This is a genomic window from Acinetobacter sp. YH12021 (assembly GCF_013420145.1).
GTDB classification, from domain to species: Bacteria; Pseudomonadota; Gammaproteobacteria; order Pseudomonadales; family Moraxellaceae; genus Acinetobacter; species Acinetobacter towneri.
The window spans coordinates 192,170-214,218 of the sequence record NZ_VOYT01000002.1 but is presented as its reverse complement, the minus strand read 5'-3'; the positions used below and the strand labels follow the sequence as shown (position 1 = coordinate 214,218).

Annotated in this window: 23 protein-coding genes and 4 tRNA genes; 8 read left to right on the top strand and 19 right to left on the bottom strand. The window is 42.5% G+C overall.

Going from position 1 to position 22,049, the window contains the following annotated elements:
• Positions 1 to 25: 25 nt before the first annotated feature.
• The 6 genes from FTT91_RS03350 (at position 26) to FTT91_RS03325 (ending at position 1,992) form a co-directional block, all read left to right on the top strand.
• Positions 26 to 115: transfer RNA gene (locus FTT91_RS03350), tRNA-Ser, on the top strand.
• 15 nt (positions 116 to 130) lie between these two features.
• Positions 131 to 207 (top strand) — tRNA-Arg (locus FTT91_RS03345).
• A gap of 49 nt (positions 208 to 256) precedes the next feature.
• Positions 257 to 333: transfer RNA gene (locus FTT91_RS03340), tRNA-Arg, on the top strand.
• A gap of 212 nt (positions 334 to 545) precedes the next feature.
• A tRNA-Arg gene (locus FTT91_RS03335) sits at positions 546 to 622 on the top strand.
• A gap of 193 nt (positions 623 to 815) precedes the next feature.
• A complete protein-coding gene (locus FTT91_RS03330) occupies positions 816 to 1,313 on the top strand; it encodes a YcxB family protein (RefSeq protein WP_180168978.1) in 498 nt (165 codons plus the stop codon).
• A gap of 40 nt (positions 1,314 to 1,353) precedes the next feature.
• Entirely contained in the window at positions 1,354 to 1,992 is a 639-nt protein-coding gene (locus tag FTT91_RS03325; RefSeq protein ID WP_180168977.1) for a fumarylacetoacetate hydrolase family protein, read from the top strand.
• Between the two features lie 68 nt (positions 1,993 to 2,060).
• Here FTT91_RS03325 and msrA read toward each other — a convergent pair whose 3' ends face one another.
• The 7 genes from msrA to lgt form a co-directional block, all read right to left on the bottom strand.
• On the bottom strand, positions 2,061 to 2,582 hold the full coding sequence (gene msrA / locus FTT91_RS03320) for a peptide-methionine (S)-S-oxide reductase MsrA (protein ID WP_180168976.1): 522 nt from the start codon (positions 2,580 to 2,582) through the stop codon (positions 2,061 to 2,063).
• Between the two features lie 62 nt (positions 2,583 to 2,644).
• Positions 2,645 to 3,112, bottom strand: a complete 468-nt coding sequence (locus tag FTT91_RS03315) for an META domain-containing protein (protein ID WP_004974787.1) — start codon at positions 3,110 to 3,112, stop codon at positions 2,645 to 2,647.
• 153 nt (positions 3,113 to 3,265) lie between these two features.
• Entirely contained in the window at positions 3,266 to 4,321 is a 1,056-nt protein-coding gene (locus tag FTT91_RS03310) for a DUF4105 domain-containing protein (RefSeq protein WP_180044017.1), read from the bottom strand.
• A 70-nt stretch (positions 4,322 to 4,391) separates the two neighbouring features.
• Complete coding sequence (locus tag FTT91_RS03305) at positions 4,392 to 4,904, bottom strand: dihydrofolate reductase (protein WP_004974792.1); 513 nt, start codon at positions 4,902 to 4,904, stop codon at positions 4,392 to 4,394.
• Between the two features lie 91 nt (positions 4,905 to 4,995).
• On the bottom strand, positions 4,996 to 5,838 hold the full coding sequence (gene thyA, locus FTT91_RS03300; RefSeq protein WP_004974795.1) for a thymidylate synthase: 843 nt from the start codon (positions 5,836 to 5,838) through the stop codon (positions 4,996 to 4,998).
• A gap of 98 nt (positions 5,839 to 5,936) precedes the next feature.
• Positions 5,937 to 6,320: an AzlD domain-containing protein gene (locus FTT91_RS03295; RefSeq protein WP_180168975.1), complete on the bottom strand. Its 384-nt coding sequence runs from the start codon at positions 6,318 to 6,320 to the stop codon at positions 5,937 to 5,939.
• 111 nt (positions 6,321 to 6,431) lie between these two features.
• On the bottom strand, positions 6,432 to 7,241 hold the full coding sequence (gene lgt, locus FTT91_RS03290) for a prolipoprotein diacylglyceryl transferase (RefSeq protein WP_096901379.1): 810 nt from the start codon (positions 7,239 to 7,241) through the stop codon (positions 6,432 to 6,434).
• A gap of 93 nt (positions 7,242 to 7,334) precedes the next feature.
• On the opposite strand from lgt, the gene FTT91_RS03285 reads away from it, so the two are divergent.
• Positions 7,335 to 8,117 (top strand): NRDE family protein, encoded by a 783-nt coding sequence (locus tag FTT91_RS03285; protein WP_180168974.1) that lies wholly within the window; start codon positions 7,335 to 7,337, stop codon positions 8,115 to 8,117.
• Between the two features lie 40 nt (positions 8,118 to 8,157).
• Here the strand turns inward: FTT91_RS03285 and FTT91_RS03280 are convergent, their stop codons facing one another.
• From FTT91_RS03280 to rdgB, 5 genes are all read right to left on the bottom strand, one after another.
• Positions 8,158 to 10,473 (bottom strand): PhoX family phosphatase, encoded by a 2,316-nt coding sequence (locus tag FTT91_RS03280; protein WP_180168973.1) that lies wholly within the window; start codon positions 10,471 to 10,473, stop codon positions 8,158 to 8,160.
• 172 nt (positions 10,474 to 10,645) lie between these two features.
• Positions 10,646 to 11,431: a twin-arginine translocase subunit TatC gene (gene tatC, locus FTT91_RS03275; RefSeq protein WP_004974811.1), complete on the bottom strand. Its 786-nt coding sequence runs from the start codon at positions 11,429 to 11,431 to the stop codon at positions 10,646 to 10,648.
• Positions 11,428 to 11,898 (bottom strand): Sec-independent protein translocase protein TatB, encoded by a 471-nt coding sequence (gene tatB, locus FTT91_RS03270; protein WP_180168972.1) that lies wholly within the window; start codon positions 11,896 to 11,898, stop codon positions 11,428 to 11,430. Before tatB ends, tatC begins: the two co-directional genes overlap by 4 nt.
• A gap of 18 nt (positions 11,899 to 11,916) precedes the next feature.
• Positions 11,917 to 12,141 (bottom strand): Sec-independent protein translocase subunit TatA, encoded by a 225-nt coding sequence (tatA, locus tag FTT91_RS03265; RefSeq protein WP_004974820.1) that lies wholly within the window; start codon positions 12,139 to 12,141, stop codon positions 11,917 to 11,919.
• Between the two features lie 169 nt (positions 12,142 to 12,310).
• A complete protein-coding gene (rdgB, locus tag FTT91_RS03260) occupies positions 12,311 to 12,937 on the bottom strand; it encodes an RdgB/HAM1 family non-canonical purine NTP pyrophosphatase (protein WP_004974822.1) in 627 nt (208 codons plus the stop codon).
• Positions 12,938 to 13,067: 130 nt separating this feature from the next.
• Between rdgB and FTT91_RS03255 the strand changes: the two genes are divergently transcribed.
• On the top strand, positions 13,068 to 13,313 hold the full coding sequence (locus FTT91_RS03255) for a cytoplasmic protein (RefSeq protein ID WP_225530414.1): 246 nt from the start codon (positions 13,068 to 13,070) through the stop codon (positions 13,311 to 13,313).
• 50 nt (positions 13,314 to 13,363) lie between these two features.
• Here FTT91_RS03255 and FTT91_RS03250 read toward each other — a convergent pair whose 3' ends face one another.
• From FTT91_RS03250 to FTT91_RS03220, 7 genes are all read right to left on the bottom strand, one after another.
• Positions 13,364 to 13,954, bottom strand: a complete 591-nt coding sequence (locus FTT91_RS03250; RefSeq protein ID WP_096901383.1) for a tetratricopeptide repeat protein — start codon at positions 13,952 to 13,954, stop codon at positions 13,364 to 13,366.
• Positions 13,951 to 14,544, bottom strand: a complete 594-nt coding sequence (gene metW, locus FTT91_RS03245; RefSeq protein WP_004974832.1) for a methionine biosynthesis protein MetW — start codon at positions 14,542 to 14,544, stop codon at positions 13,951 to 13,953. The genes FTT91_RS03250 and metW overlap by 4 nt, the downstream gene beginning before the upstream one ends.
• A complete protein-coding gene (locus FTT91_RS03240; protein ID WP_179993961.1) occupies positions 14,544 to 15,704 on the bottom strand; it encodes a homoserine O-acetyltransferase in 1,161 nt (386 codons plus the stop codon). The genes metW and FTT91_RS03240 overlap by 1 nt, the downstream gene beginning before the upstream one ends.
• A gap of 93 nt (positions 15,705 to 15,797) precedes the next feature.
• Entirely contained in the window at positions 15,798 to 17,495 is a 1,698-nt protein-coding gene (gene leuA / locus FTT91_RS03235) for a 2-isopropylmalate synthase (protein WP_180168971.1), read from the bottom strand.
• Positions 17,496 to 17,722: 227 nt separating this feature from the next.
• Positions 17,723 to 18,829 carry an alpha-hydroxy acid oxidase gene (locus FTT91_RS03230; RefSeq protein WP_180168970.1) on the bottom strand — a complete coding sequence of 369 codons (1,107 nt, stop codon included), beginning with the start codon at positions 18,827 to 18,829 and terminating at the stop codon, positions 17,723 to 17,725.
• Positions 18,826 to 19,509 (bottom strand): Fe2+-dependent dioxygenase, encoded by a 684-nt coding sequence (locus FTT91_RS03225; RefSeq protein ID WP_180168969.1) that lies wholly within the window; start codon positions 19,507 to 19,509, stop codon positions 18,826 to 18,828. Before FTT91_RS03225 ends, FTT91_RS03230 begins: the two co-directional genes overlap by 4 nt.
• Before the next feature lie 159 nt (positions 19,510 to 19,668).
• The gene (locus tag FTT91_RS03220; RefSeq protein WP_180168968.1) at positions 19,669 to 21,903 is read right to left on the bottom strand and encodes a catecholate siderophore receptor Fiu; all 2,235 of its coding nucleotides are present in this window, start codon (positions 21,901 to 21,903) and stop codon (positions 19,669 to 19,671) included.
• Positions 21,904 to 22,049: the final 146 nt, after the last annotated feature.

Here is a 22,049-nt window from a genome sequence, read left to right as displayed (position 1 = left end):
AATTTGTATTATGGCGGCACGTTACGGTGAGATGGGTGAGTGGCTGAAACCACGTCCCTGCTAAGGACGCATACGGGTAACTGTATCGAGGGTTCGAATCCCTCTCTCACCGCCACGCTTTACTTATGTCGCGCTCATAGCTCAGCTGGATAGAGCACTTGGCTACGAACTAAGGGGTCGGGAGTTCGAATCTCTCTGAGCGCACCAATAAGTAAACCGAACAGTAACGTATCGCCTAAATTGGCACACAAGTAATGCGCTCATAGCTCAGCTGGATAGAGCACTTGGCTACGAACTAAGGGGTCGGGAGTTCGAATCTCTCTGAGCGCACCAACTTGAACAATCAACCGCTTAAATGCGGTTTTTTTGTGCCTGAAATTTAGTAAACTCAAACAATAATCAGTTTATTAAAAAGAATAGCGTACTCATGGTTTTACGTTAAAATTCTTTTGAATCGTCCAATATCTGTGCATTTGATTGCAAAATGATGAATTAATACTTAACAGCCAGAAAAAAACACGTATAATGCACCCCATCAAGTCGTCGCGCTCATAGCTCAGCTGGATAGAGCACTTGGCTACGAACTAAGGGGTCGGGAGTTCGAATCTCTCTGAGCGCACCAACTTGAAATAAAAAACCGCACTTTTGATGCGGTTTTTTTGCATCTACACTATCTAAAAATGATGAAGTTTCTGTGTCAAAAGCATGACCATTGTTTTACGTCTGGCTTTGAGCGAATAAACACGAAAAAAATAAGGAAAGTGCTCAATCTAGTGTAAGATTTAGCTCAATTTGAATGACTTGATGATGAGCTTATGTCTGACACGCAGCCAGCATTGTCTTTGCGCTATTTTTTAAATTTAGAAGAATCTCAAGACGGCTTTGCCCTTGCGACTTTTGGTAAAAAACAATTTACCCGTTTTATTACACCGTTGATTAGTGTGGCGATTATCGCTTGGGGCTTTTATTTAGGTTTTGATGGTGTAGGTCGTTACTACATTGCACTTGGTGCTTTCTTTTTGCTGTTGCAAATTTTAATGCGCTACTGGTTTTTACCGATGATGTTTAAGCGTCAGTTTGTGAAATACCAATTTGGTAAAAGCGAGCAAGGCATTGATTTATTTCAGGACTATGCCGAGCTGTATGCCAATGGTCGTAAACAGGTATTTCATTATAACGAGGTGCAAAATTTCGCTGTGGGTAAACTCACCTATATGCTGGAATTAAAAAATCGTACAGTGGTGATTGTACCGAAACGTGCATTTAATCTGCCTGCAGAACAAACGGTTTTTGAAAATACTTTTAAAAAGTAAGTTCTAATTTTCCCAATTTACGAGTTATTTGAGGATGATCATGAGTACACGTCCATCTAAAATTGTCTGTGTCGGTCGCAGTTATGCAGACCATGCCAAAGAATTAGGTAATGCTGTACCTGATCGTCCTGTGTTATTTATTAAACCGCCAAGCAGTTTACGCAGTTTAAGTGATGGGATTACGTGGAATAAGGTCTGGGGCAATTGTCACTATGAATGTGAATTGAGTTTACGCATTGACCAACCTTTAAATGCAGACACAGATCCTGCCAAAGTATTGGATGCTGTAGGTGCAGTGACCTTGGGTTTGGATTTAACTTTGCGTGAATTGCAGGATGAACTCAAGAAAAAAGGACAGCCGTGGGAACGAGCCAAAGCGTTTGACGGTTCTTGTGTGTTGGCAGATTGGGTGGATGTATCGGAAATTCAGGACTGGAAAAACGTGCAATATCGTTTGGACATTAATGATGAATTACGTCAGCAAGGCGATACCAGTTTATTGATTTTTGATATTGCGGCATTGTTGGCAGATATTAGCCAAGTATTTAGTTTAGAACCTGGTGATGTGGTAATGACTGGTACACCTGCAGGGGTGGCAGCATTACAGTCGGGCGATCAGTTGAAGATGACCTTAGAGGGGCAAACGCAGGCATTTGTCTGGACGACTTTTGTGAAATAAAGTGTGCGCTATAGCGGTGATGGCTTGAGTAATGACCATCACCGTGTAGAACTATTTAAATCTGACTTTTATTTTCTGAGTAAATGCTGAAATTTACTGTGTAATTTATTCAGTTTGGGGGGGATTGAAAAATTACAGTAGCCCTGATTTGGGTTTTTAGCAAAAAAATTCTGATGATAATCTTCTGCAGGGTAGAACACAGGTGCTGCACTGAGTTCTGTCACAACATTTAAACCTTCTGCTTGTAAAGCTGCAATCATCTCGGCGGCAGCTTGTTGCTGTGTAGCATCTAAATAATAAATCACAGAGCGGTATTGTGTGCCGACATCATTGCCCTGACGGTTTAATGTGGTTGGGTCGTGTGTGGCAAAAAACACCTCAAGTAATTGTGAATAGCTGATCTGCTGCTCATCAAAATCAATCAAAATGACTTCTGCATGTCCGCTGTCGCCACGGCAAATATCTTCATAGCTTGGGTTTAAGGTATGTCCACCTGCATAACCGCTGGTGACTTTTTCTACGCCTTGCAGTTGTAAAAATACGGCTTCGACACACCAGAAACATCCGCCACCAAACAATGCTAGTTGCATGATTTTGTCCTTATATTTTATGAATAAACCATTTTAAGCCTGTCTATTATTAGGCTTAGCCGTTAACGTGCAGCCGTTGGTGTTTCAAATTGAATCAGTAAATTTCCATGGCGATCTAGCAATTTCAGGGTTTTACCATAGACCTGATAATGCGTCACTTTATTTAGGGCTTCATGAAATTTCTGATCTAAGTTGTTGTTATTTAAGCAAGCCATTCGCGTGGTTGCCAATTGCCCCAATTGTAGGGTGTCACGTCCTGCGACATAACTACCGCTGAGTCGGTTACAACTATCTGAACCTGTGACTGTTTGTGTGGCGGCATCAAAGTTTAAATATGGCAAGTTTTGGCGGTTTGCTTCTGTTTTTAACATGCTGTTGCCCAATTGCGTAGCAGTCCATGTACGTTGTACTAAGTTGGCTTGATTGATTGCGCTAATTTGGCTTGCACTCGTTTGAGTTGGCATAGTTTCACATCCTGATAAAGCAATCATTGCACCCAATAAGGTGATCCCGAAGTATTTTTTTAGCATGGAATGATCTCTAATTTTTTGAAATTGTTGCTATCTAAACAAATTATGCGCCGTGGCTCTAGTTAAATTTGTATGTTTGCTGCAACTTTTTCCAAGATATGGTGTGGTTTTTTCTCTGAATTGATTGTATCTGCGCAAAATGACCAAAATAGGTCAGGGCAGCACTTTGTTCTGATAAGTCGGATGCGAATAAGGCGTGCTGATGTTTGCTGAAGAATCGAGCTGCACGCCTTGTCGAATGAGCGCGGAAAAGTCTTGGCTGTGGATATCTTTTAAGTTTTCCACACGTGGGTTAATGTGGGCACGTTGATACCAAGTTTGCATATCCCAACGATGATCCAGCGCATGCAAATCATATAAATAATTGGGTAAATAACCCGAAGCAAACAGACGATAGTCGGCAGGGAAACGTTTTTGAGATACTGCCTGAATCATGTCAAACAGCAGCGTGGTGCAATTACTGGTCAACGTATTATACCAATGCGCTTTGGCGGCTAAAGCATCGGCTTTATGCAGATATTCCTGAAACAGTGCTTGTGCTTCTTGTGGATTGAGCTGGATCGGGAAAAAATAAACTTGCTCACCCCGAATATTGCTGCGGGTGTAGATGATATCTTTTTCATCGGCAGCGACAAGGCTGAGTTCATATTGCCGAAAGAAGCCACCAATCGCAGAAAACTCTTCGTGTTTTTCTTTGCGAATTTCAATGGAAAAGGTGAGTGGCGCTTGATCGGCAAAGTCAAAACTGACTAAGGTATGCGCAATTTTTGGCCCCATCCAGTAAGAGGTGATGATATTCACCCCCGTAATCTGTTTCAGGTTAAATTGGCGGGTTTCCCAACGTTCGGTATAGCGACCATCGGCATGCCAGTCAAAATTGCGGACATTGTGCAGCGTGACCTGATCTTGTACTTGTTCATAATGCAGCATACGGGCTACTTCAGGGTTCCAGTCACGGTCTTGCTTGGCATCCATCCCAAAATACCAAAACAGCCCCAAGGTAAAACCCAAAAGATAAACCAAAATATCCTGATTGCGACTGAGCAAATGCTGAGTGATATAAATGCCCAAAATGCTGAGGGTGAAGGCTAGCCAAGTCCCAATCAGCACACGGCTCATTAACCAACCCAAAGGCTGATGAATCCACAAGGCCATACTGAGCCAAATAGAAGAAAGAACGACACCTAAACTGAAGATGAAATGCAGCATCCGCCATTCCTGAGGCAAAGTTAAATTCCGTTTAAGTCATCATAATCAAATATTGCCAAGGCTGTCAGCATTATTTTTGATAGCGGGCAAACTCAAAGGCAATCCCTGATTTTTCATCGACATGCTGTTCTGAGGCCACTTTTTTAAACTCGGCAGGAATGGCAGGATAATGCGCATCTCCCTGAACATCTAGTTCAATATGCGTCAGTTCCAAACGGTCAGCAATCGGCATAGTTTGGCTAAAAATTTCACCACCACCAATAATAAATAAAGTGTTTGGTTTTTCTGAGGCTTGAACATCGGCAACGGCTTGTTGCAAGGCATCTTCAATGCTATGCGCCACTTTTGTGCCTTCAAATGCCCAGTTTGGGTCGCGGGTAATCACCCAATTGACACGTTTAGGCAGGGTGCGTCCCATCGACTCCAAGGTTTTGCGTCCCATAATCACCACGCCACCTTGGGTGATTTCTTTGAAGTGTTTTAAGTCTGCCGAAATATGCCACGGCAATTGGTTACCCTGACCAATGCAGCGTTGTTGATCCATAGCGACTACGTGTACAACTTCTAAATTTTGAAATGACATAATTAGGCTCGTATTTTCTTAGTCTGCCAAGCATCTTTTGGGGACGTTGGGGCAATTTAAATGTTGAGATGATAAATCTAGCAACAGGCAATTAAACAGCGACAGGTGCTTTAATTGCAGGATGTGACTCATAGCCTACAATTTCAATATCTTCAAATTTAAAATCGAAAATATCTTTGATTTCAGGATTGAGTTTTAACTGACATAACGCCAGTGGTTCACGGCTTAGCTGTAACTGTGCCTGTTCAAAGTGGTTGGCATATAAATGCGTATCGCCACCTGTCCAGACAAAATCTCCGACTTCTAAATCACAGACTTGCGCGATCATGTGGGTTAGTAAAGCATAGCTGGCAATATTAAAAGGCACGCCTAAAAACACATCGGCACTGCGTTGATATAGCTGGCATGAGAGTTTGCCGTTGTGCACAAAAAACTGGAATAAAGTATGGCAAGGCGGTAAAGCAACTTGACCTGCTTCTTTCGGGTTCCAGCCTGACACGATTAAACGACGTGAATTTGGATTGGTTTTAATTTCATTGATTAACCATGCAATTTGGTCAAAACCATCTTGCTCATACAGACCATCGGCTTTTTGTGTTGCACCAAAATTACGCCATTGATGTCCGTACACTGGGCCAAGTTCACCTTCAGGACGACCAAAGCGCGCGGTTTGTTCTGCGGTAGACCATTCATCCCAAATACTGACTTTATGTTCTTGTAGATATTTGACGTTGGTATCGCCTTTTAAAAACCATAACAGCTCAATTACGATAGAACGGAAATGTACTTTTTTGGTAGTCAGCAGTGGAAAACCTTGTGCAAGGTTAAAACGCATTTGGTGCCCAAACACTGAACGTGTGCCTGTTCCGGTACGGTCACCTTTGTCGCCACCATGGTCAAGAATATGTTGGAGTAGGTCTAAATACTGGCGCATAGCGTTCTCTGGTCAAGCAAAAGAAATATTTTTTGTTTGGGCAATTCGATGCCCAGTAAATCAGAAAGAATAATAGCAGAGTTTTTAAAGTTGTGACTTTATTGTGTGTCGGAAGCGTGATGTTGATGCAGTAAAGCCAACGGCGAAAACAGGCAAATAGCCAAAGCGGTAAAGCCAATGCCTTGAGCGCCCGACAGTAAAATTTCACCGTGTTGAATCTGCATGAAAATTATTGCGAGTAACAACGCCAGTGGAATCCAAGTCAATAGTCGTGCCAACCAACCTGTGGGATGTTGTGCAGTAAAATGAATTTTGCAGTAACGACAAATTAAAAAAACAATACCTGTGGCCAGAAACATTAAAATCGCATCGAGCTTTAAGGGTTCTAAGAGATATAAAGCTGCAGTGACCAGCGTGATCAGCATCAGCAGGGCAATTTTCTTTGTGACTGTAATCTGTGAGTTAAACCAAAATTCAAGCATTTGCAGTCTTCAATTGTTTAAACGAACATTTAGAATTTTTACTTTAGCACAAAAAAGGCGAAGATTGACTTCGCCTGAATGGATGAAACCTGCATTTAAATGGGTAGTAGCTTAGCTGTTTTTTTGCGGCCCCCAATCATAAATTTTCTTTTGATAGGCATACCACATCATCCAGAAACCGACCAAAATCATTGGTAAGCTCAGGAATTGTCCCTTACTCATCCATGCAATAAAGAGCTGACCATGATCGGGTTCGCGGAAAAATTCGACAACAAAGCGCGCCAAACCATAACCAATCAGGAATAGGGCAGACACTGCCATGCGTGGACGTGGCTTTGAACTAAACCACCACAGTACAATAAACAGGATTAGACCTTCACATAAGGCTTGATACAATTGCGATGGATGACGTACCAATTGTAAAGGATCGGTCGGGAAAATCATCCCCAAAGCAAAATTCGGATCGGTCACAGGGCGACCATATAATTCACCACCAATAAAGTTACCAATACGACCAAACATTAGACCTGTAGGTACACATGGGGCAATAAAATCCAAAGTTTGAAACCACGTCATTTTGTATTTTTTACACCAGAACAGCATGGCTAAAATCACGCCCAGAAAGCCGCCATGGAAACTCATGCCGCCTGTCCAGACTTGGAATAACCACAGTGGATTTTCCAAAAATTGTTCAAAGCCGTAGAAAAACACATAACCGACACGTCCACCAATCACCACGCCCAAAGCGCCGTAAAAGATCAGGTCGGAAACCATGTCTGGTGTCCAGCCACGTTGTTTGGCACGATAAGTTGCCAAACCCCAAGCAAATAAAAATGCCAGTAAATACATCAAGCCATACCAATGGACTTGCAAAGGCCCGAGCGAAATAGCAACGGGGTCAATATTTGGATAGGTGAGCATTCCTGTTCCTTGTGATTCTGTTTTGCACAGATTTTAGCTGAATGTGATGAAAAATGTTGTACATTCAATGTGTAAAGATCAAGAGTTTAAATTATGTGTATTGTGGCATTGGCTTGGCAGGTCTTGGCAGACACACCACTGTGTTTGATTTCAAATCGGGATGAGTTTTATCGGCGTCCGACAGCAGCACTGGCAGCATGGCTTCATAGTCCAATTGTTGCAGGGCAGGATTTAGAATCGGGCGGTACGTGGATGGGCATTACCCCATCGGGACGCTGGGCTGTGATTACCAATTATCGTGATGCGAATGATGTTCGTGAATATCCAACCTCACGCGGGCATATTATTCAGGCTTTTTTAGAATCTGAGCAAACACCTATCCGTTTTGCGCAAGCCTTAGAAAAACAGCAATGTGAATATGCAGGTTTTAATTTATTTGTGGGCGATACCACTCAAGCGGTGTATATGAGTAACCGTGGAGAAGCGCCGCAGGTTTTAGCCAAAGGCGTTTATGTGGTGTCGAATGGATTGATGAGTGACCCTTGGGAAAAAACTGCACGTTTACGCAAACGCTTTACGCAGGAGTTTTTACCGATGCTGCAATTGCCTGATCTTGCAACGGCAGAGCTAAATGCTGCGGCGTGGGATATTTTGCAAGATGAACGCAAAGTTGCATCTGAATTGTTACCGCAAACAGGGATTTCATTGGAGATGGAAGCGTTGTTGTCATCGACTTTTATTCAAAGTCCACTTTACGGTACACGTTGTTCCAATTTTTTACGTATGCAGGCGCAGCAATTTACATGGCTGGAAAAAACACAATATGGTGAGCAAAAGGGAGATATTGTGCAGCAACAGTTGAACATTGAGGCATAAAAAATGCCGACGTGATGTCGGCATTTTTAATTTATGGATGTTATCCAGCAATTGCTTTGCCGTCTTTACGGGTGATGACAACCGTTGCTGAACGAGGACGTGCAGTTTTATTGTTCATGTCAGTTTGTGTTGCAGGCCAATGGCTGCTTGGCGCATCAAAACTCTTTGAATCTTCACCTGGGTGCTGAACGTTAATAAAGATTGCTTTGTAGTCAGGTGTCATGGTTACACCTGTAATTTCACATTCTTTTGGCCCAACAAGGAAGCGACGTAAGTTTTTATCGGTGACTTGAGCACCAGCAATTGTACTTTGATCACCAACAGTTTTTACAACACCGCCATCACCAACTTGACCAGGTAGTGCTGCTAACATCATACAGTTTGTAACATCTGTATATGCGCCATCATCTGTTTGAATCCAAAGAACACCACGTGGGTCAAACCACATACCATCTGGACTTGAGAAGTCGTTTGCATCGCTTAAATTAGAAAGGTTAATTGTCGGATCCATACTTGCTTCAGCACCAAATAGATAGATATCCCATTCAAATGATGTTGCTGCAGTATTCTCTTCTTTAAAGCGGATAATATGACCATTGACGTTACCTTTACCACCTTCAGGATCGGTGTAGTTACGTGGGTTTGCAGGATCTGTTGCATAGCTTGAACCACGGTTCGAGTTATTGGTTAAAGTCACGTACACTTCACCATTTTCAGGGTTTACAGCAACCCATTCTGGACGATCCATTTTTGTAGCTCCTACAGCATCTGCTGCAAGACGAGCAAAAGTAAGGACATCCGCTTGTGAGCTAAATGGGTAAATAGCGTTTGTTTCGGTTAAGCCATTTTTACCATAAGCCAGTTCAATCCACTCTCCTGTGCCTGATGCATTAAATTTAGCGACATAGAATTTCCCTGAATTCATATATTTGTCGCCAGCTCGATAGCCACCATTCACATCTTTAGGATCCCATGTTGCATCTGATACAAATTTGTAGATGTACTCACCGCGCGAGTCATCGCCCATATAGAATGCAAATTTTTGCCCTTCAATTGCGCGGCTGGCGCGACAGTCTTCGTGAGCAAAACGACCTAATGCAGTACGTTTTACTGGGTTTGAGCGGCTATCGAATGGATCAATTTCTACAATCCAGCCAAATGTATTTGGCGCATTACGATAGTCTTGAGTTGCAGACTCTTTGGTTACGTTAGCAGCCCAACGATCATACATGTCTTGAGATTCAAAACCAGCTTCTGCTGTTTCCCAACCATAGCGTGAAGATTTATTCAAATACACGATGCGATCTTGCTCATCGCGTTCTGGAATTTTTTTACCATCAGCATCTAAAATATAAATGATGTTGTTTTTCGCATCACGTTTAACACTACCGTCTGCATTTTTTTCAGTTTGATAAGAGATCTCTAAGCCTAAGCCATAGCGTTTAAGTGCTATTTTTTCAGCTTCACTACGGGCTGAGTATTGGTCTGTACCTGAGCGTTGGAAATAACCAATAAAATTTTCTTCAGCAGTTAAATAAGTGCCCCATGGTGTATAACCATTACCACAGTTATTTTGTGTGCCTCGAGTTTGACGACCAGCGGGAGAGAATGCTGTGTGCAGTAATGGAGAACCAGCTACAGGCCCTGCAAAATCCATGACAGTCGAAGCTGTAATACGACGGTTAAATGGTGATGACTTCACAATCTCTACAGCTTGAGTTTCAGCATTTTTCTTAATATGAACGACTGAAACACCGTGTGCATTTACTTCACGAATCACTTCATCTTCTGGGCGACGTCCATCCTTTTTAGTTGCGCCTTTTGGATGTAAGAAGGTTTGGTTGATATATTCGTGGTTCAAAACCAATAAGCCATGATCTGATGTATTTTCATCATAACGACCAGTTTTAGTACTTAAGCCAAAATAGCTCATGCCATCGTGACAGTCACCAGAGCGGAATTGGAAACTTGGGCCAGATGGAACATCTGCATCTGCATTCCAATTGCTATAAGAAGGATTGATTGAGTCACCTAAAGCATATAATACAGTTGCTTGGTAACCTTCAGGAACAGTAACAATATCATTTAAATTTTTATCTACAGCTTTAAATGTTAATATTTCAGGCTTGGTATTGGGTTCTTCTTTACTTGTTGGTGGTGTTACATTTGTATCTTCATCATCATCACTACATGCAGATAAAGAAGAAGCTAAAGCTAAAGCTGCTGCACCGCTTGCAGTTTTTTTAATTAAACTGCGACGGCTCATGCGTTGTTCTAGAATGTCACGAAAGTGCGTATTGTCTGAAGTGTTATTATCTAACTCTTGATCTTCATTGTAAGGCATAAAATCAGTCATTTTTTTTCCTAGCAAATTGCTTAGTCGTTTGAAAGTTATATGTAAATTAGTGGCTAAACATGACATGCGGGTTAAGCTTATGTGTCAAACTGATTAAATCCGTTCAGTTGTGATCTACACGCACAAAAAAAGAAGCAACCATGTGCTTCTTTTTAAAATTCAATATTTTAGATTAGCTGTGACTGACTCGGCGCTTCTCAATTAATTTGCCAAAAAACAAACCAATTTCAAACAGCATCCACATCGGAATGGCAAGCATGATCATCGATAAAGCGTCTGGCGGTGTGACAAACATGGCCACAAAAAAACAGCCAACAATAATAAAGCGACGTTTTTCAACCAAAGTTTGCGTAGACACGACACCAATCATAATCAGCAAAAGTGTGACAATTGGAATCTCAAAGGTAAAACCAAAAACCAAAAATAGCTTCAAACAAAACGTAAGATAGCTATTAATGTCGGTCATCGGGGCGACTGTTTCAGGGGAAACGCTAATGAAAAAGTGCAGAATGGATGGCAAGGCGACAAAGTAAGCAAAGCTAATTCCGATATAGAACAAGCAAATACTGCCGATCAGCAAAGGCAGCGCCAAACTTTTTTCTTTTTCATATAACGCTGGTTTTACGAATGCCCAAATCTGATACAAAATAAATGGCATCGCAATGAACAGCGCGACAAAAAAGTTTAGTTTAAACGGCGCCATAAAGGTTGCGGTAACATCAGTCGCAATCATGGTTGATGTATGTGGCAACTGTGCACGTAATGGTTCCGACAATACTTGATAAGTTTTATTGGCAAAGGGCAATAAACAGAAGAATAAGGCAAGAATAAGCCCTACAATTTTAAAAAGATGATTACGCAGCACCATCAAGTGCTTGGTAATTGGCATTTCTTCTAATGCGGCTTGCTCTGCCTTCACAGGCAAATGTGAAAGCTCAGAAGCGTTTGATTGGCTCATACTGCAACCTTCATTTCAGTATAGGGCGCTGTAGTATGTTGTAGCGCAGATAAATTTGAATGTGATGTCATTTTAGTTTTAGGGAGTAACACCGCAGAGGTTTTTTCAGTATTTAAAACCAAGGTGTAATGATGCTGTTGTAAGGTATTTTTTGATACGGCATGCGGGGAATGTGTGCTTTTTGCAGTTGTATCTTCAAATATTTTTTCTTGCTGCATTTCATGCATTTGTGCTTGCATCTTTGCTTCAAGTTCCTGAATACGCGCCATTTCTTGCTGCATTTGCTCGCGTAATTCAGATAAACGCAATTCGCGGTCAATGTCATTTTGAACATTACTGACCATACGTTTAATTTTAGAGTACCACTTGCCGACAAAACGCGCTGCTTCAGGGAGTTTTTCAGGACCCAGCACCAATAATGCAATGATGCCGAAAATCAGCAGTTCCGTCATTCCAATATTGAGCATAATCTCAAACCCTCAGCCTTAATGCTTTACAGTCGAATTTACATCACTGCTATTGGCTTGATGTTCAATCGTACGAGGTTCTTTCAGTTGCGCCGCTTCTGCCTCATCATCTTTTATTGATTTTTTAAAATCTTTGACCGCGCCACCTACATCTTTACCTAAGTTTTTAAGCTTAGATGTACCAAATAATAAAATGACCACAATTGCAAAAATCAGCACGTGCCAAATAGATAATCCTGCCATGATTTAGACCTCTCAATAGTTGAGCCTATCTCAACAGGTCTGTATGACAATGCGGTGACGAATGTGTTGCGATTTGACGACAAGGGATGTTTGACCTGATTTGTAAAGCTTGAAAATAAAACAGCCCGTGTTTGAAAACGGGCTGTAAGATCAATCACATCTGTTAAATCTAAGCTTGTAAACTTGCTTTAAACAGTTGCATCGCCTGACCACGGTGACTGATTTTATTCTTTTCTGCTTTCGACATTTCTGCGCTCGACACTCCCAATTCAGGCAACCAAAAGAGCGGGTCATAGCCAAAACCATTTTCACCACGAGCTTCTGCTAAAATCTCGCCTTTCCAAATACCTTGGAAAATTTGTGGTAATGGATCATCGGCATGTTCAACCAAAGCCAAAACACAAACAAACATACCTTCAATTGCTGCGCCGTCTTGACGTAGTGGTTTGAGTTTATTCAAAAGTTTTTCATTGTTGGCTGCATCATTGCCATGTTCGCCTGCAAAACGTGCAGAATAAATCCCCGGTGCGCCGCCTAAAATAGGCACACATAAACCAGAGTCATCTGCAATGGCAGGCTTTCCTGAAATTTTTGCGGCATGGCGTGCTTTTAAAATGGCATTTTCAACAAAGCTCAAACCATCTTCAACAGCATCTTCAATATTTAGTTGACCTTGCGGAATCACTTGCACAGGCAAGTCTAATTGCGCAAACAGGGTTTCAAATTCTGCAATTTTTCCCTTGTTATTGCTTGCTAAAACCAAAGTACCTTGAGCACGCCAATCAGTTGCAGCCATAATTCAGATCTTAATTCAAAATAATCTTGGATATTTTAACGGATTTTGCAGACTTAAAAGTTTAATCTTAGATAGATTTGTTTTAATACATACCAATTATGCTGAGATATAAAAAAATAGGGGAATCATGATGAGCAAAATTTCAGAGATCTACCGTTATTCGAGTCAGCACCGTACATTATTGCAGCAAAGTGAGCGTTCTGGCTGTTTTTACTGTCTGGAAACTTTTGCTTATAGCGAAATTGAAGATTGGTGTGATGATGAGCAAACCGCAATTTGTCCGCATTGTGGTATAGATGCGGTATTAGGTTCTGCTGCAGTAGAAGAATTCAGTCCTGAACTGCTACAGGCCATGCAGGCAGTTTATTTCGGATAAAACAAAAAGCACCCGAAGGTGCTTTGAGATCACTTCAAACGTAGTTAAATTTATTGCGCTTGAATCCATTGGTCTGCGCGGTCACGTGCTTGACGAATTTGTTCTTGAGTTAAGTTAGCTGCCAAAGCGGTTTTCTTACCTTCAGACAAAGAAATGACTTTATTGTCGAGCATGCCATCACGGGTAGATAACTCATACCACTGATACGCACCCATATAGTTTTTCTTTTGTTCTTCCATCATGGCAAGGTTAAAGCTGGCACGGTTATCACCACGGCTAGCCGCCTTTTCAAAATATTGACGTGCTAAGACTTCGTCTTTTTTCGTGCCAATACCATCTGCCAACATACGACCTACATTGAGTTGTGCAGCCGATAAACCTTGATCTGCCGCAGCTTTGTACCAAGCAAACGCTTGACGGCTGTCTTGTTGAACGTCTTTACCTTGTTGATATTTTGTCGCTAAGTAAAATTGTGCGCCTGCCTGACCTGCTTTGGCTGCTTTAATCAAGCCGTTAATATCCATGGTTGAATATCGAGCCGCTTGGCTCGCTACAGAAGATGACGGTGAAACATAATCTGCATGGGCTTGAATGCTCAACAGTCCAACCAATAGCGTGGTGCTTAATAATAGTTTTTTCATAGAGCGCTCACTCGATAAATTGCGACTTCACCAAACAAATTAGGCAGATGCTTACTGAGTAAACTATCTTGTTGATTCCCATTCACGGCAAGTCGGTTAATGATGCGAATATTATTTTCGGCACAAAGTGCCTCAAAATCACGAAACGTACATAAATGAATATTTGGGGTGTTGTACCACATATAAGGTAATGCATCTGAAACAGGCATTTTTCCTTTTAAGGCAAGAAAAGAGCGAGTCTTCCAATGCGCAAAGTTTGGAAAGGTAATAATTGCCTGTTTACCCACACGTACCATATCTCTTAATAATACGTCAGGTGCATCTACTGCTTGCAAGGCTTGTGCCATGACCACATAGTCAAAAGACTGGTCTGCAAAACGGCTAAGCCCCAAATTCAAGTCTTGTTGGATGATATTTAACCCGCGACTGATCGCAATTGCAATCTTTTCTTGATCAATTTCTAATCCGTATGCACGAATATTATGCTGTTTGCTCATGTGTGCCAACAGTTCACCATCGCCACAACCTAAATCGAGTACTTTAGAATTGGGTTTAATCCACTTTTCGGCAAGTTGCTGATCAAGACGCATTACACGGCCTCCTGTGGGGTTGCTTGAAGATGTTCTGTACCACCCAAGAATGCACGCATGGCTTTTACATACAGTGGAATTGGAAACAAGAAGGAGTCATGTCCTTGTTCGGCATCAATATCTAAATAGCTGACAGGCTTATGATTGCTGATTAAAGCATCTACAATTTCCTGCGAACGGGCAGGGCTAAAACGCCAGTCAGTGGTAAAAGACACCACTAAAAATTTGCACTTGGTATTGGCCATGGCTTGTTGCAAGGACTGTTCATATTCACGTGCAGGATCAAAATAATCGAGTGCCTTGGTCATAATTAAATAAGTATTGGCATCGAAGTTACGGCTAAATTGCTCGCCTTGATAGCGTAAATAGCTTTCGACCTGAAATTCGACATCAAAACCATACATAAACTTGCCAGATTTTAAGTCACGACCAAATTTCTGTTTCATGGCTTCTTCAGACAAATAGGTGATGTGTCCGACCATGCGTGCCAAAATCAATCCACGTTTTGGATAGCTGTCATGTTCCAAATAACGCCCATGATGAAAATCTGGGTCAGATAAAATGGACTGACGTGCGACTTCGTTAAAGGCAATATTTTGTGCAGACAGTTTTGGTGCACTGGCAATAATCACGCATTTTTTCAGACGGTCAGGATAATCTACCGACCACTGCAAGGCCTGCATACCACCCAAAGAGCCGCCAATAATCGAATACCAGACCTCAATGCCTAAACGATCAGACAGCATGGCTTGGGTTTTTACCCAATCTCGCACCGTAACTAACGGGAAGTCTGGGCCATAAGGACGGTTGTCATTTTCAGGGTTAGGCGATGTGGGGCCAGTAGAACCGTTACAGCCGCCAATATTGTTTAGCGCCACCACAAAGAAACGACTGGTATCAATGGCTTTTCCAGGGCCAATACAGGCATCCCACCAACCTGCTTTTTTATCATCGGCATGATGATAACCCGCAGCATGGTGATGCCCTGATAGTGCATGACAGATCAGAATCGCATTGGATTTATCGGCATTTAGCGTGCCATAAGTTTCGACCATGAGTTCAAAGCGGGGCAGAACACGACCGCATTCGAGTTCTAAAGGTTCTTCAAATTGGAATTTTTCTGGAACAACAATACCTACTGAGTCAGCTGGAAAAGACACGGGAATAATTCGCCTTAAATCCTGAGGATGAATAAATAAAAGGATACCACTTGGGGTATCCTTTTCAAAATGCTTTTACACGTTACCGCAAGATTACACTGCCGCTGCAACCACTTGATCTGTGCTTAACACATCTTGTTCAATCAAGCGGTTGGTACAGGCAATAATCGCATCAATAGATGAGGTCACGATGTTGTCATGTACCCCTGCACCAAAGGCAGATTTACCTGTGCCTTTGACTTGCAACTCAATTAATGCCAACGCTTTTGCGTGTGCGCCTGAGCTAATGCTACGTTCTTCATAGTTCAAGACATCAATTGGCAATTGAAGTGCATTCAAAATTGCTGAAATTGGGCCATTGCCTTCGCCGCGTAAGCGTTGTGTTTCGCCGTTCACGACCACATCTAACTCAATGACTTGATTGCCATTTTCATCAGACAACTTGTAGTTTTGCGTCGCATAGTGCGCATCTTTTACTGCAACGTAAGTGTCTTTAAACAAGTTCCAGATTTCACTTGCGCTAATTTCTGTGCCTTGCTCATCGGTACGTTGTTGCACAATTTGCGAGAATTCGATTTGTAAACGACGTGGTAAAGTCACGTTGTAGTTCGATTCTAACAAGTAAGCTATCCCGCCTTTACCCGATTGTGAGTTGACACGAATCACCGCATCATAGTCACGACCTAAGTCTTTCGGGTCGATTGGCAAGTAAGGCATATCCCAAATTTCTTCGTTTTTCTGGAATTCAAAACCTTTCTTAATCGCATCTTGGTGTGAACCAGAGAATGCAGTAAACACCAAATCACCTGCATACGGATGACGTGGATGCACTGGCAAACCTGTGCATTCTTCAACTGTGGCAATAATTTCGTTGATGTTCGAGAAATCCAATTCTGGTGCAACACCTTGGGTGTACATGTTCAACGCAATCGCAGCAACGTCTACGTTACCTGTGCGCTCACCGTTACCAAATACACAACCTTCTACACGGTCTGCACCCGCCATGATGGCCAATTCAGAAGCGGCAATACCACAACCACGGTCATTGTGACAGTGTACTGAAATGATCACACCATCACGACGCTCAATATTGCGGTGCATCCATTCAACTTGGTCTGCATACACGTTTGGTGTAGACACTTCCACTGTTGCAGGCAAGTTTAAAATGACTTTATTGGTTGGCGATGCTTCCCAAATTTCAGTCACGGCATCACAAACATCTTTAGCCACTTCCAACTCAGTTGCAGTAAAACATTCTGGGCTGTACTGGAATACCCATTCTGTTTCAGGTTGCTTCGCTGCGTATTCTTTTACTTTGCTTGCTGCATTGATTGCCAATTGTTTGGCACCTTCAACATCAACATTCAAGACTTTGTTACGGAAGGTTGGTGAGTTGGCATTATAAATATGCACAATCGCACGTTTAGCACCTTGTAAAGATTCAAAAGTACGTTGAATTAAGTGGTCACGCGCCTGTACCAAGACTTCAATATACACGTCATCTGGAATATGACCTTCTTCAATCAATTTACGGGTGAAATCGAAGTCAACTTGAGATGCCGATGGGAAACCAATTTCGATGTGTTTAAAACCAATTTTCACAAGCATTTGGAACATTTTGAATTTTTGTTCGATGTTCATTGGCTCAAAGATCGCTTGGTTACCGTCACGTAGGTCGGTACTCATCCAAATTGGCGCTTTGGTAATTTCGTTATTCGGCCATTGGCGGTCTGGTAAATCGACACGCTGGTACATACGACGGTATTTTTTGCTTGGATCTGCCAACATCATGTGAAAACTCCTTGAATAGTAGCGGTTGCATCGCGTGGATAACGGCAACTTACTATGAATATAGATTGTGTCTATTCTATCAATTTACAAGCTGTTTTCAGGAGGCTATCGCTAAAAGTAGAATCATGGCACTTGTAAACCAATATCTGTATGTTAATCGATCTGCAAGGGTAATAATTCCCTGTTTTTTACATATATGGCATATGCTGTGAAATATTTTTCTGCTATTAGCTGTTTTGGTGATAAATATAACTGCTGTTGATTTGTTCGATGCAGTTTGTTCCCATAAGTGCCATTGTGACTTCAAATTCTTCCTTTAACAGTTTAATGCTATGCGCTGCCCCTAGCGCGCCTGCAACTGCCAAGCCATAAATATATGGACGACCGACCAAAACCGCACTTGCTCCCAAGGCCAGTGCTTTAAAAATATCTGTGCCACGACGAATCCCACTGTCTAATAAAATTGGGAAATCGTGCGATAAAATTTTTCGCATCGTGCCTAAAATTTGAATTGGGCTGACTGCGGTATCTAAAATTCGGCCACCATGATTAGACACAATAATACCGTGTGCTCCGTACTGATATGCCTGCTGCGCATCGGCAGGATGTAAAATACCTTTGAGTAAAATAGGCAATGGACTGTGTTGTAGCAACCAAGCAATATCTTCCCATGTGGCAGCCTGCTGCATCAATCCATCAAAAAGAGGGTGCTGATTTTCCTTAAGCGGAGTGGTATTTACAGATGATTGATATACCGCCCGAATATGTGCAGGCAATTGAAAAGCAGCGCGACGTTCCCGATCTCGAATGCCCATGTGCGGTGCATCAACCGTGAGTACAATGGCTTGATAGGCATAGTGTTGCGCTTGAAAAATCAAATCCAAAGCAGCTTTACGACTGCCTTGCCAATACAGTTGAAACCATTTTGCCGCGCCCGAAACCTGATTCAGTGTGCTCATTGAAGTGGTACTTAAATGACTGAGAATCATGGGGGCTTGTAGGGCGGCTGCCGCTTGCGCTGTAGCAATTTCCCCCTGTGGATGAAACAGTTGTTGGTAAGCCACGGGTGCTAAAAAAATTGGGTGTGGATACTGTTCGCCCAAGAGCTGAATTTGCGTATTTGTCCCTGTAAAAGTATTTAAATGACGGGGCAATAATTGAATATCGGCAAACGCACGTAAATTGTTGTTCAGACTATATTCATCGCCTGCAGCGCCTTCTAAATTGGCCCAAGTGGCTGCATCTAAATGTAATTGCGCCTGTTTTTGATAGTCGGCAATGGTGTGTAAATGTGGCGGGATGTGATTCAAAGCTGCCAATGGCGTGGTATTCATAATTGACCCCATTGACGAATCAGATTGTGATAATGTGCGGTTAGTGCCAATACTTCTGCTGTATCTCCAAGTTGTTGACGCAATTGCAAAATAGTCATATCTAAATTGAACAACATACTGCGTTGCCAGTCATCTTTGACCATACTTTGACACCATGTAAATGCTGCAATTCTTTGACCTGCGGTGACAGGTTCGACTCTATGTAAACTGGTGGCAGGGTATACGATGGCATCGCCTGCATTGAGTTTAACCGAATGGCTACCGTAACTATCTTCAATGATCAGTTCACCGCCCTGATATTCTTCAGGCTCACTTAAAAATAGGGTCATGGATACATCGGTGCGAATCGGGCGTCGTACTTGTGCACAATATTGCACGGCATTATCGACATGATTGCCATAAGTTCCTGTGTTTTGATAACAATTGAACATGGGTTGCAGAATGTGCAGCGGCAAGGCAAAGGACTGCAATAAAGCCTGTTGTTTTAGTGCACTGAGGATGTCTTGTGACAGAGTTACATAGCTCGGATGCTGCAGGTCAAATTGTAAATTCTGTTTAATTTTCTGTGCTTGTGCGCCTGCACTGAATTGACCATTTTGCCATGCAGCTGCAGTGTCCAATTCAGCGCGAATCTGTTGGACTTGCACTTTGCTAAGAACTTCTGGAATGTGAAGCATCATATCGATTCTTCCTGAAAAAGTTTTAATTCAAACAGCCGAATATTCGACAGCGTTGTTCAACATGCAAAGTTCGAGCGATAGACAGTATGCAAAATGATCTATCCCTCGAACCCATATCTGCAGCCTGTTTGTAGAGGAACACAGATTAGCTGCAACAACTTAGAACTTGTAATTCAAACTGAGTGCTGCTGAGCGCGGCTGTCCAAGTACAACGCGACCACCACCATTGTTTAACGTGCTGATGTATTCTTTATCGGCAAGGTTATAAAGGTTTAAATTTAACGAGGCATTTTTGTTGAAGTTGTAGCCTGCCAATGCATCAAACACGACATAGCCTGGAATATTTGGCATGTTGGCTGGTGCGTTGCTGTCAGTCACAACACGTTTTTGTTCATCGACATAACGTGCGCCCAAACCTAATTTAAAGCCCGCCCAGTCATAGGTCGACCATAAACTTGCTGTCCATTCAGGCGACCAGCGTTCTGATACGGTTGTGGCACTTGATGAGCGTTGATTCAGTTGTTTCACTTTCATGTGTGCAACGCCTGCAGACAAATTCCAGTTATCGGTCATTTGACCAACGGCACTCAGCTCAACGCCATCGACTCGCTTTTTACCTTCTTGTACTGCAAGCTGAGAAATTGGATCTATGGTCGATTGGTTTTCATTTTCTGTACGATACGCTGCAGCAGCCAGAGCCAGCTTGCCTTGGAGTAACTCCCATTTGCTGCCTACTTCATAATGATGAGTTTCTTGAGGCTGCGCATTGATCGCGTCATTGCCTGATTCAGACAGGGTAAAGTTGGTGCTGCCGGGTGGCGTTAGTGATTTTGCATACGCAGCGTAAATGCTGCTATTTAACGTAGGCTTATACACAGCGCCAAGTTTCCAACTGAACAGCGTATCGTGGGTGCTCAGATCTGTGGCCACCAAAGCATTTCCCCCACGTGGCAGAGTAAGTCCCTGATAATCGGTTTCATAATAATCTACACGCACGCCGCCGTTCAGTTGAAAACGCTCTCCAAATTTTAAAGTATCAAATAAATATGCGGCTGCCGTTTGGGTTTCACCATCGGTATAACCGCCATTATAAATAAGCGCTGGCATGGCTTGATTGCGGTCTGGATGATAAAGATTGGCCCAAGGTGTATCGGCAGTGGCTTCGCCAGGCAGCTGAGTTGCCATGAGTTTGCTGGATTGCTGTTCTTTTAAAAACTCCATACCTGCAACAACATCATGTTCAACAGCGCCAGTTTGTAGATCGAAATTTAAAGTGGTTTGATTGGCCAGAATCTTATTTTCCTGATCAACGCCTTGGCGGGAGCGATTCACTTCCCATTGTGCTGGGTCAGGTGAACCATTCGTTCTTAAACCACTAGCACCCGTATTGATCCCTGTCAGCACCCGATTCATCTGCGTTTTGCCTACACGGGTGATATTGGTCAGTATGAGTCGATCTGTTAAATCACTTTCAATTTTTGCCGTAAACATATCTGCATCGACATCTTCATAGTCATTGACATGACCATAAAAGTTTTCCCGATTGACTTTAGGTGCAGTCGCTAACAGCGAGTCTGAGTTATAAAAGCCCTGCATGCCGATTGTTGGAATACCACCATCTGGAATATTGCGTTGTCTGATGTGTTGAGAATATAAATACAGGCGTGTGGCAGTATTTAATCCAAAGGCAATAGAAGGGGCGATGGCATAACTATTGTTTTCAATATAGTCGCGTCCTTCTATGCCGCCTTCTTGACCCATCACATTCAGGCGAAAGGCGGTATTTGGATTGATAGCCTGGTTAATATCTGCAGAAAGTCTTGTATGTTGTGCTGTGTTGTAAGTTGCAGAAATTTCCTGACTGCTTTCACTTTGCGGTAATTTGCTGACCAAATTGATATAACCCGATGCTGCACCACGACCCGCTTCTGAACCCGATGGGCCTTTGACAACTTCAATTTGATCAATGTTAAATACATCACGGCTGATTGCGCCTAAATCTCGGACACCATCAACATAGGTCGAGGTTTGGGTGGAAAAACCACGCATTTGAAAGGCATCGCCAGCACTAGTATTGCCATTTTCTCCCAATTGTAGAGTAATGCCTGGTGTATTGCGTAAGGCTTCAACTAAGGACGTTGCGCCTTGTTCTTGTAGCATTTCTTTTTTAATCACAGAAATTGTTTGTGGGGTATCTAACAACGGCTGAGTGTATTTTGCGGAACTTAAGTTATCTGCCTTGTATTTGCTTTCAGCTTCAGATTTAACCGTAATAGTGGGAAGCTGGGTGACGTCATCTTCAGGGTTTGCTGCATGAGCAAGTAGCGGAAGAGAGGCGGCTAAAGCCATCAGTTGCGCAGAGCGGTTGTGTTTGCGACTTTTGATCTGTGCCATTTATGCGATTTCCCTAAGTGTGAACCAACACGAGGTCATGCTTTATTCGTTGGTTCAAGCTCAAAATGTGAATAAAGTGTGAAGTTGTTGTTATGACGTCTATAACAAGTGTTGCCAATTGTATTGAGAATCATTATCAATCACAA

What these genes read in the sequence shown, in the direction of transcription:
- FTT91_RS03330 (WP_180168978.1), top strand. Translation starts at nt 816, where the DNA reads ATGTCTGACACGCAGCCAGCATTGTCTTTGCGCTATTTTTTAAATTTA.
- FTT91_RS03325 (WP_180168977.1), top strand. Translation starts at nt 1,354, where the DNA reads ATGAGTACACGTCCATCTAAAATTGTCTGTGTCGGTCGCAGTTATGCA.
- msrA (WP_180168976.1), bottom strand. Translation starts at nt 2,582, where the DNA reads ATGCAACTAGCATTGTTTGGTGGCGGATGTTTCTGGTGTGTCGAAGCC.
- FTT91_RS03315 (WP_004974787.1), bottom strand. Translation starts at nt 3,112, where the DNA reads ATGCTAAAAAAATACTTCGGGATCACCTTATTGGGTGCAATGATTGCT.
- FTT91_RS03310 (WP_180044017.1), bottom strand. Translation starts at nt 4,321, where the DNA reads ATGCTGCATTTCATCTTCAGTTTAGGTGTCGTTCTTTCTTCTATTTGG.
- FTT91_RS03305 (WP_004974792.1), bottom strand. Translation starts at nt 4,904, where the DNA reads ATGTCATTTCAAAATTTAGAAGTTGTACACGTAGTCGCTATGGATCAA.
- thyA (WP_004974795.1), bottom strand. Translation starts at nt 5,838, where the DNA reads ATGCGCCAGTATTTAGACCTACTCCAACATATTCTTGACCATGGTGGC.
- FTT91_RS03295 (WP_180168975.1), bottom strand. Translation starts at nt 6,320, where the DNA reads ATGCTTGAATTTTGGTTTAACTCACAGATTACAGTCACAAAGAAAATT.
- lgt (WP_096901379.1), bottom strand. Translation starts at nt 7,241, where the DNA reads ATGCTCACCTATCCAAATATTGACCCCGTTGCTATTTCGCTCGGGCCT.
- FTT91_RS03285 (WP_180168974.1), top strand. Translation starts at nt 7,335, where the DNA reads ATGTGTATTGTGGCATTGGCTTGGCAGGTCTTGGCAGACACACCACTG.
- FTT91_RS03280 (WP_180168973.1), bottom strand. Translation starts at nt 10,473, where the DNA reads ATGACTGATTTTATGCCTTACAATGAAGATCAAGAGTTAGATAATAAC.
- tatC (WP_004974811.1), bottom strand. Translation starts at nt 11,431, where the DNA reads ATGAGCCAATCAAACGCTTCTGAGCTTTCACATTTGCCTGTGAAGGCA.
- tatB (WP_180168972.1), bottom strand. Translation starts at nt 11,898, where the DNA reads ATGCTCAATATTGGAATGACGGAACTGCTGATTTTCGGCATCATTGCA.
- tatA (WP_004974820.1), bottom strand. Translation starts at nt 12,141, where the DNA reads ATGGCAGGATTATCTATTTGGCACGTGCTGATTTTTGCAATTGTGGTC.
- rdgB (WP_004974822.1), bottom strand. Translation starts at nt 12,937, where the DNA reads ATGGCTGCAACTGATTGGCGTGCTCAAGGTACTTTGGTTTTAGCAAGC.
- FTT91_RS03255 (WP_225530414.1), top strand. Translation starts at nt 13,068, where the DNA reads ATGAGCAAAATTTCAGAGATCTACCGTTATTCGAGTCAGCACCGTACA.
- FTT91_RS03250 (WP_096901383.1), bottom strand. Translation starts at nt 13,954, where the DNA reads ATGAAAAAACTATTATTAAGCACCACGCTATTGGTTGGACTGTTGAGC.
- metW (WP_004974832.1), bottom strand. Translation starts at nt 14,544, where the DNA reads ATGCGTCTTGATCAGCAACTTGCCGAAAAGTGGATTAAACCCAATTCT.
- leuA (WP_180168971.1), bottom strand. Translation starts at nt 17,495, where the DNA reads ATGATGTTGGCAGATCCAAGCAAAAAATACCGTCGTATGTACCAGCGT.
- FTT91_RS03230 (WP_180168970.1), bottom strand. Translation starts at nt 18,829, where the DNA reads ATGAATACCACGCCATTGGCAGCTTTGAATCACATCCCGCCACATTTA.
- FTT91_RS03225 (WP_180168969.1), bottom strand. Translation starts at nt 19,509, where the DNA reads ATGATGCTTCACATTCCAGAAGTTCTTAGCAAAGTGCAAGTCCAACAG.
- FTT91_RS03220 (WP_180168968.1), bottom strand. Translation starts at nt 21,903, where the DNA reads ATGGCACAGATCAAAAGTCGCAAACACAACCGCTCTGCGCAACTGATG.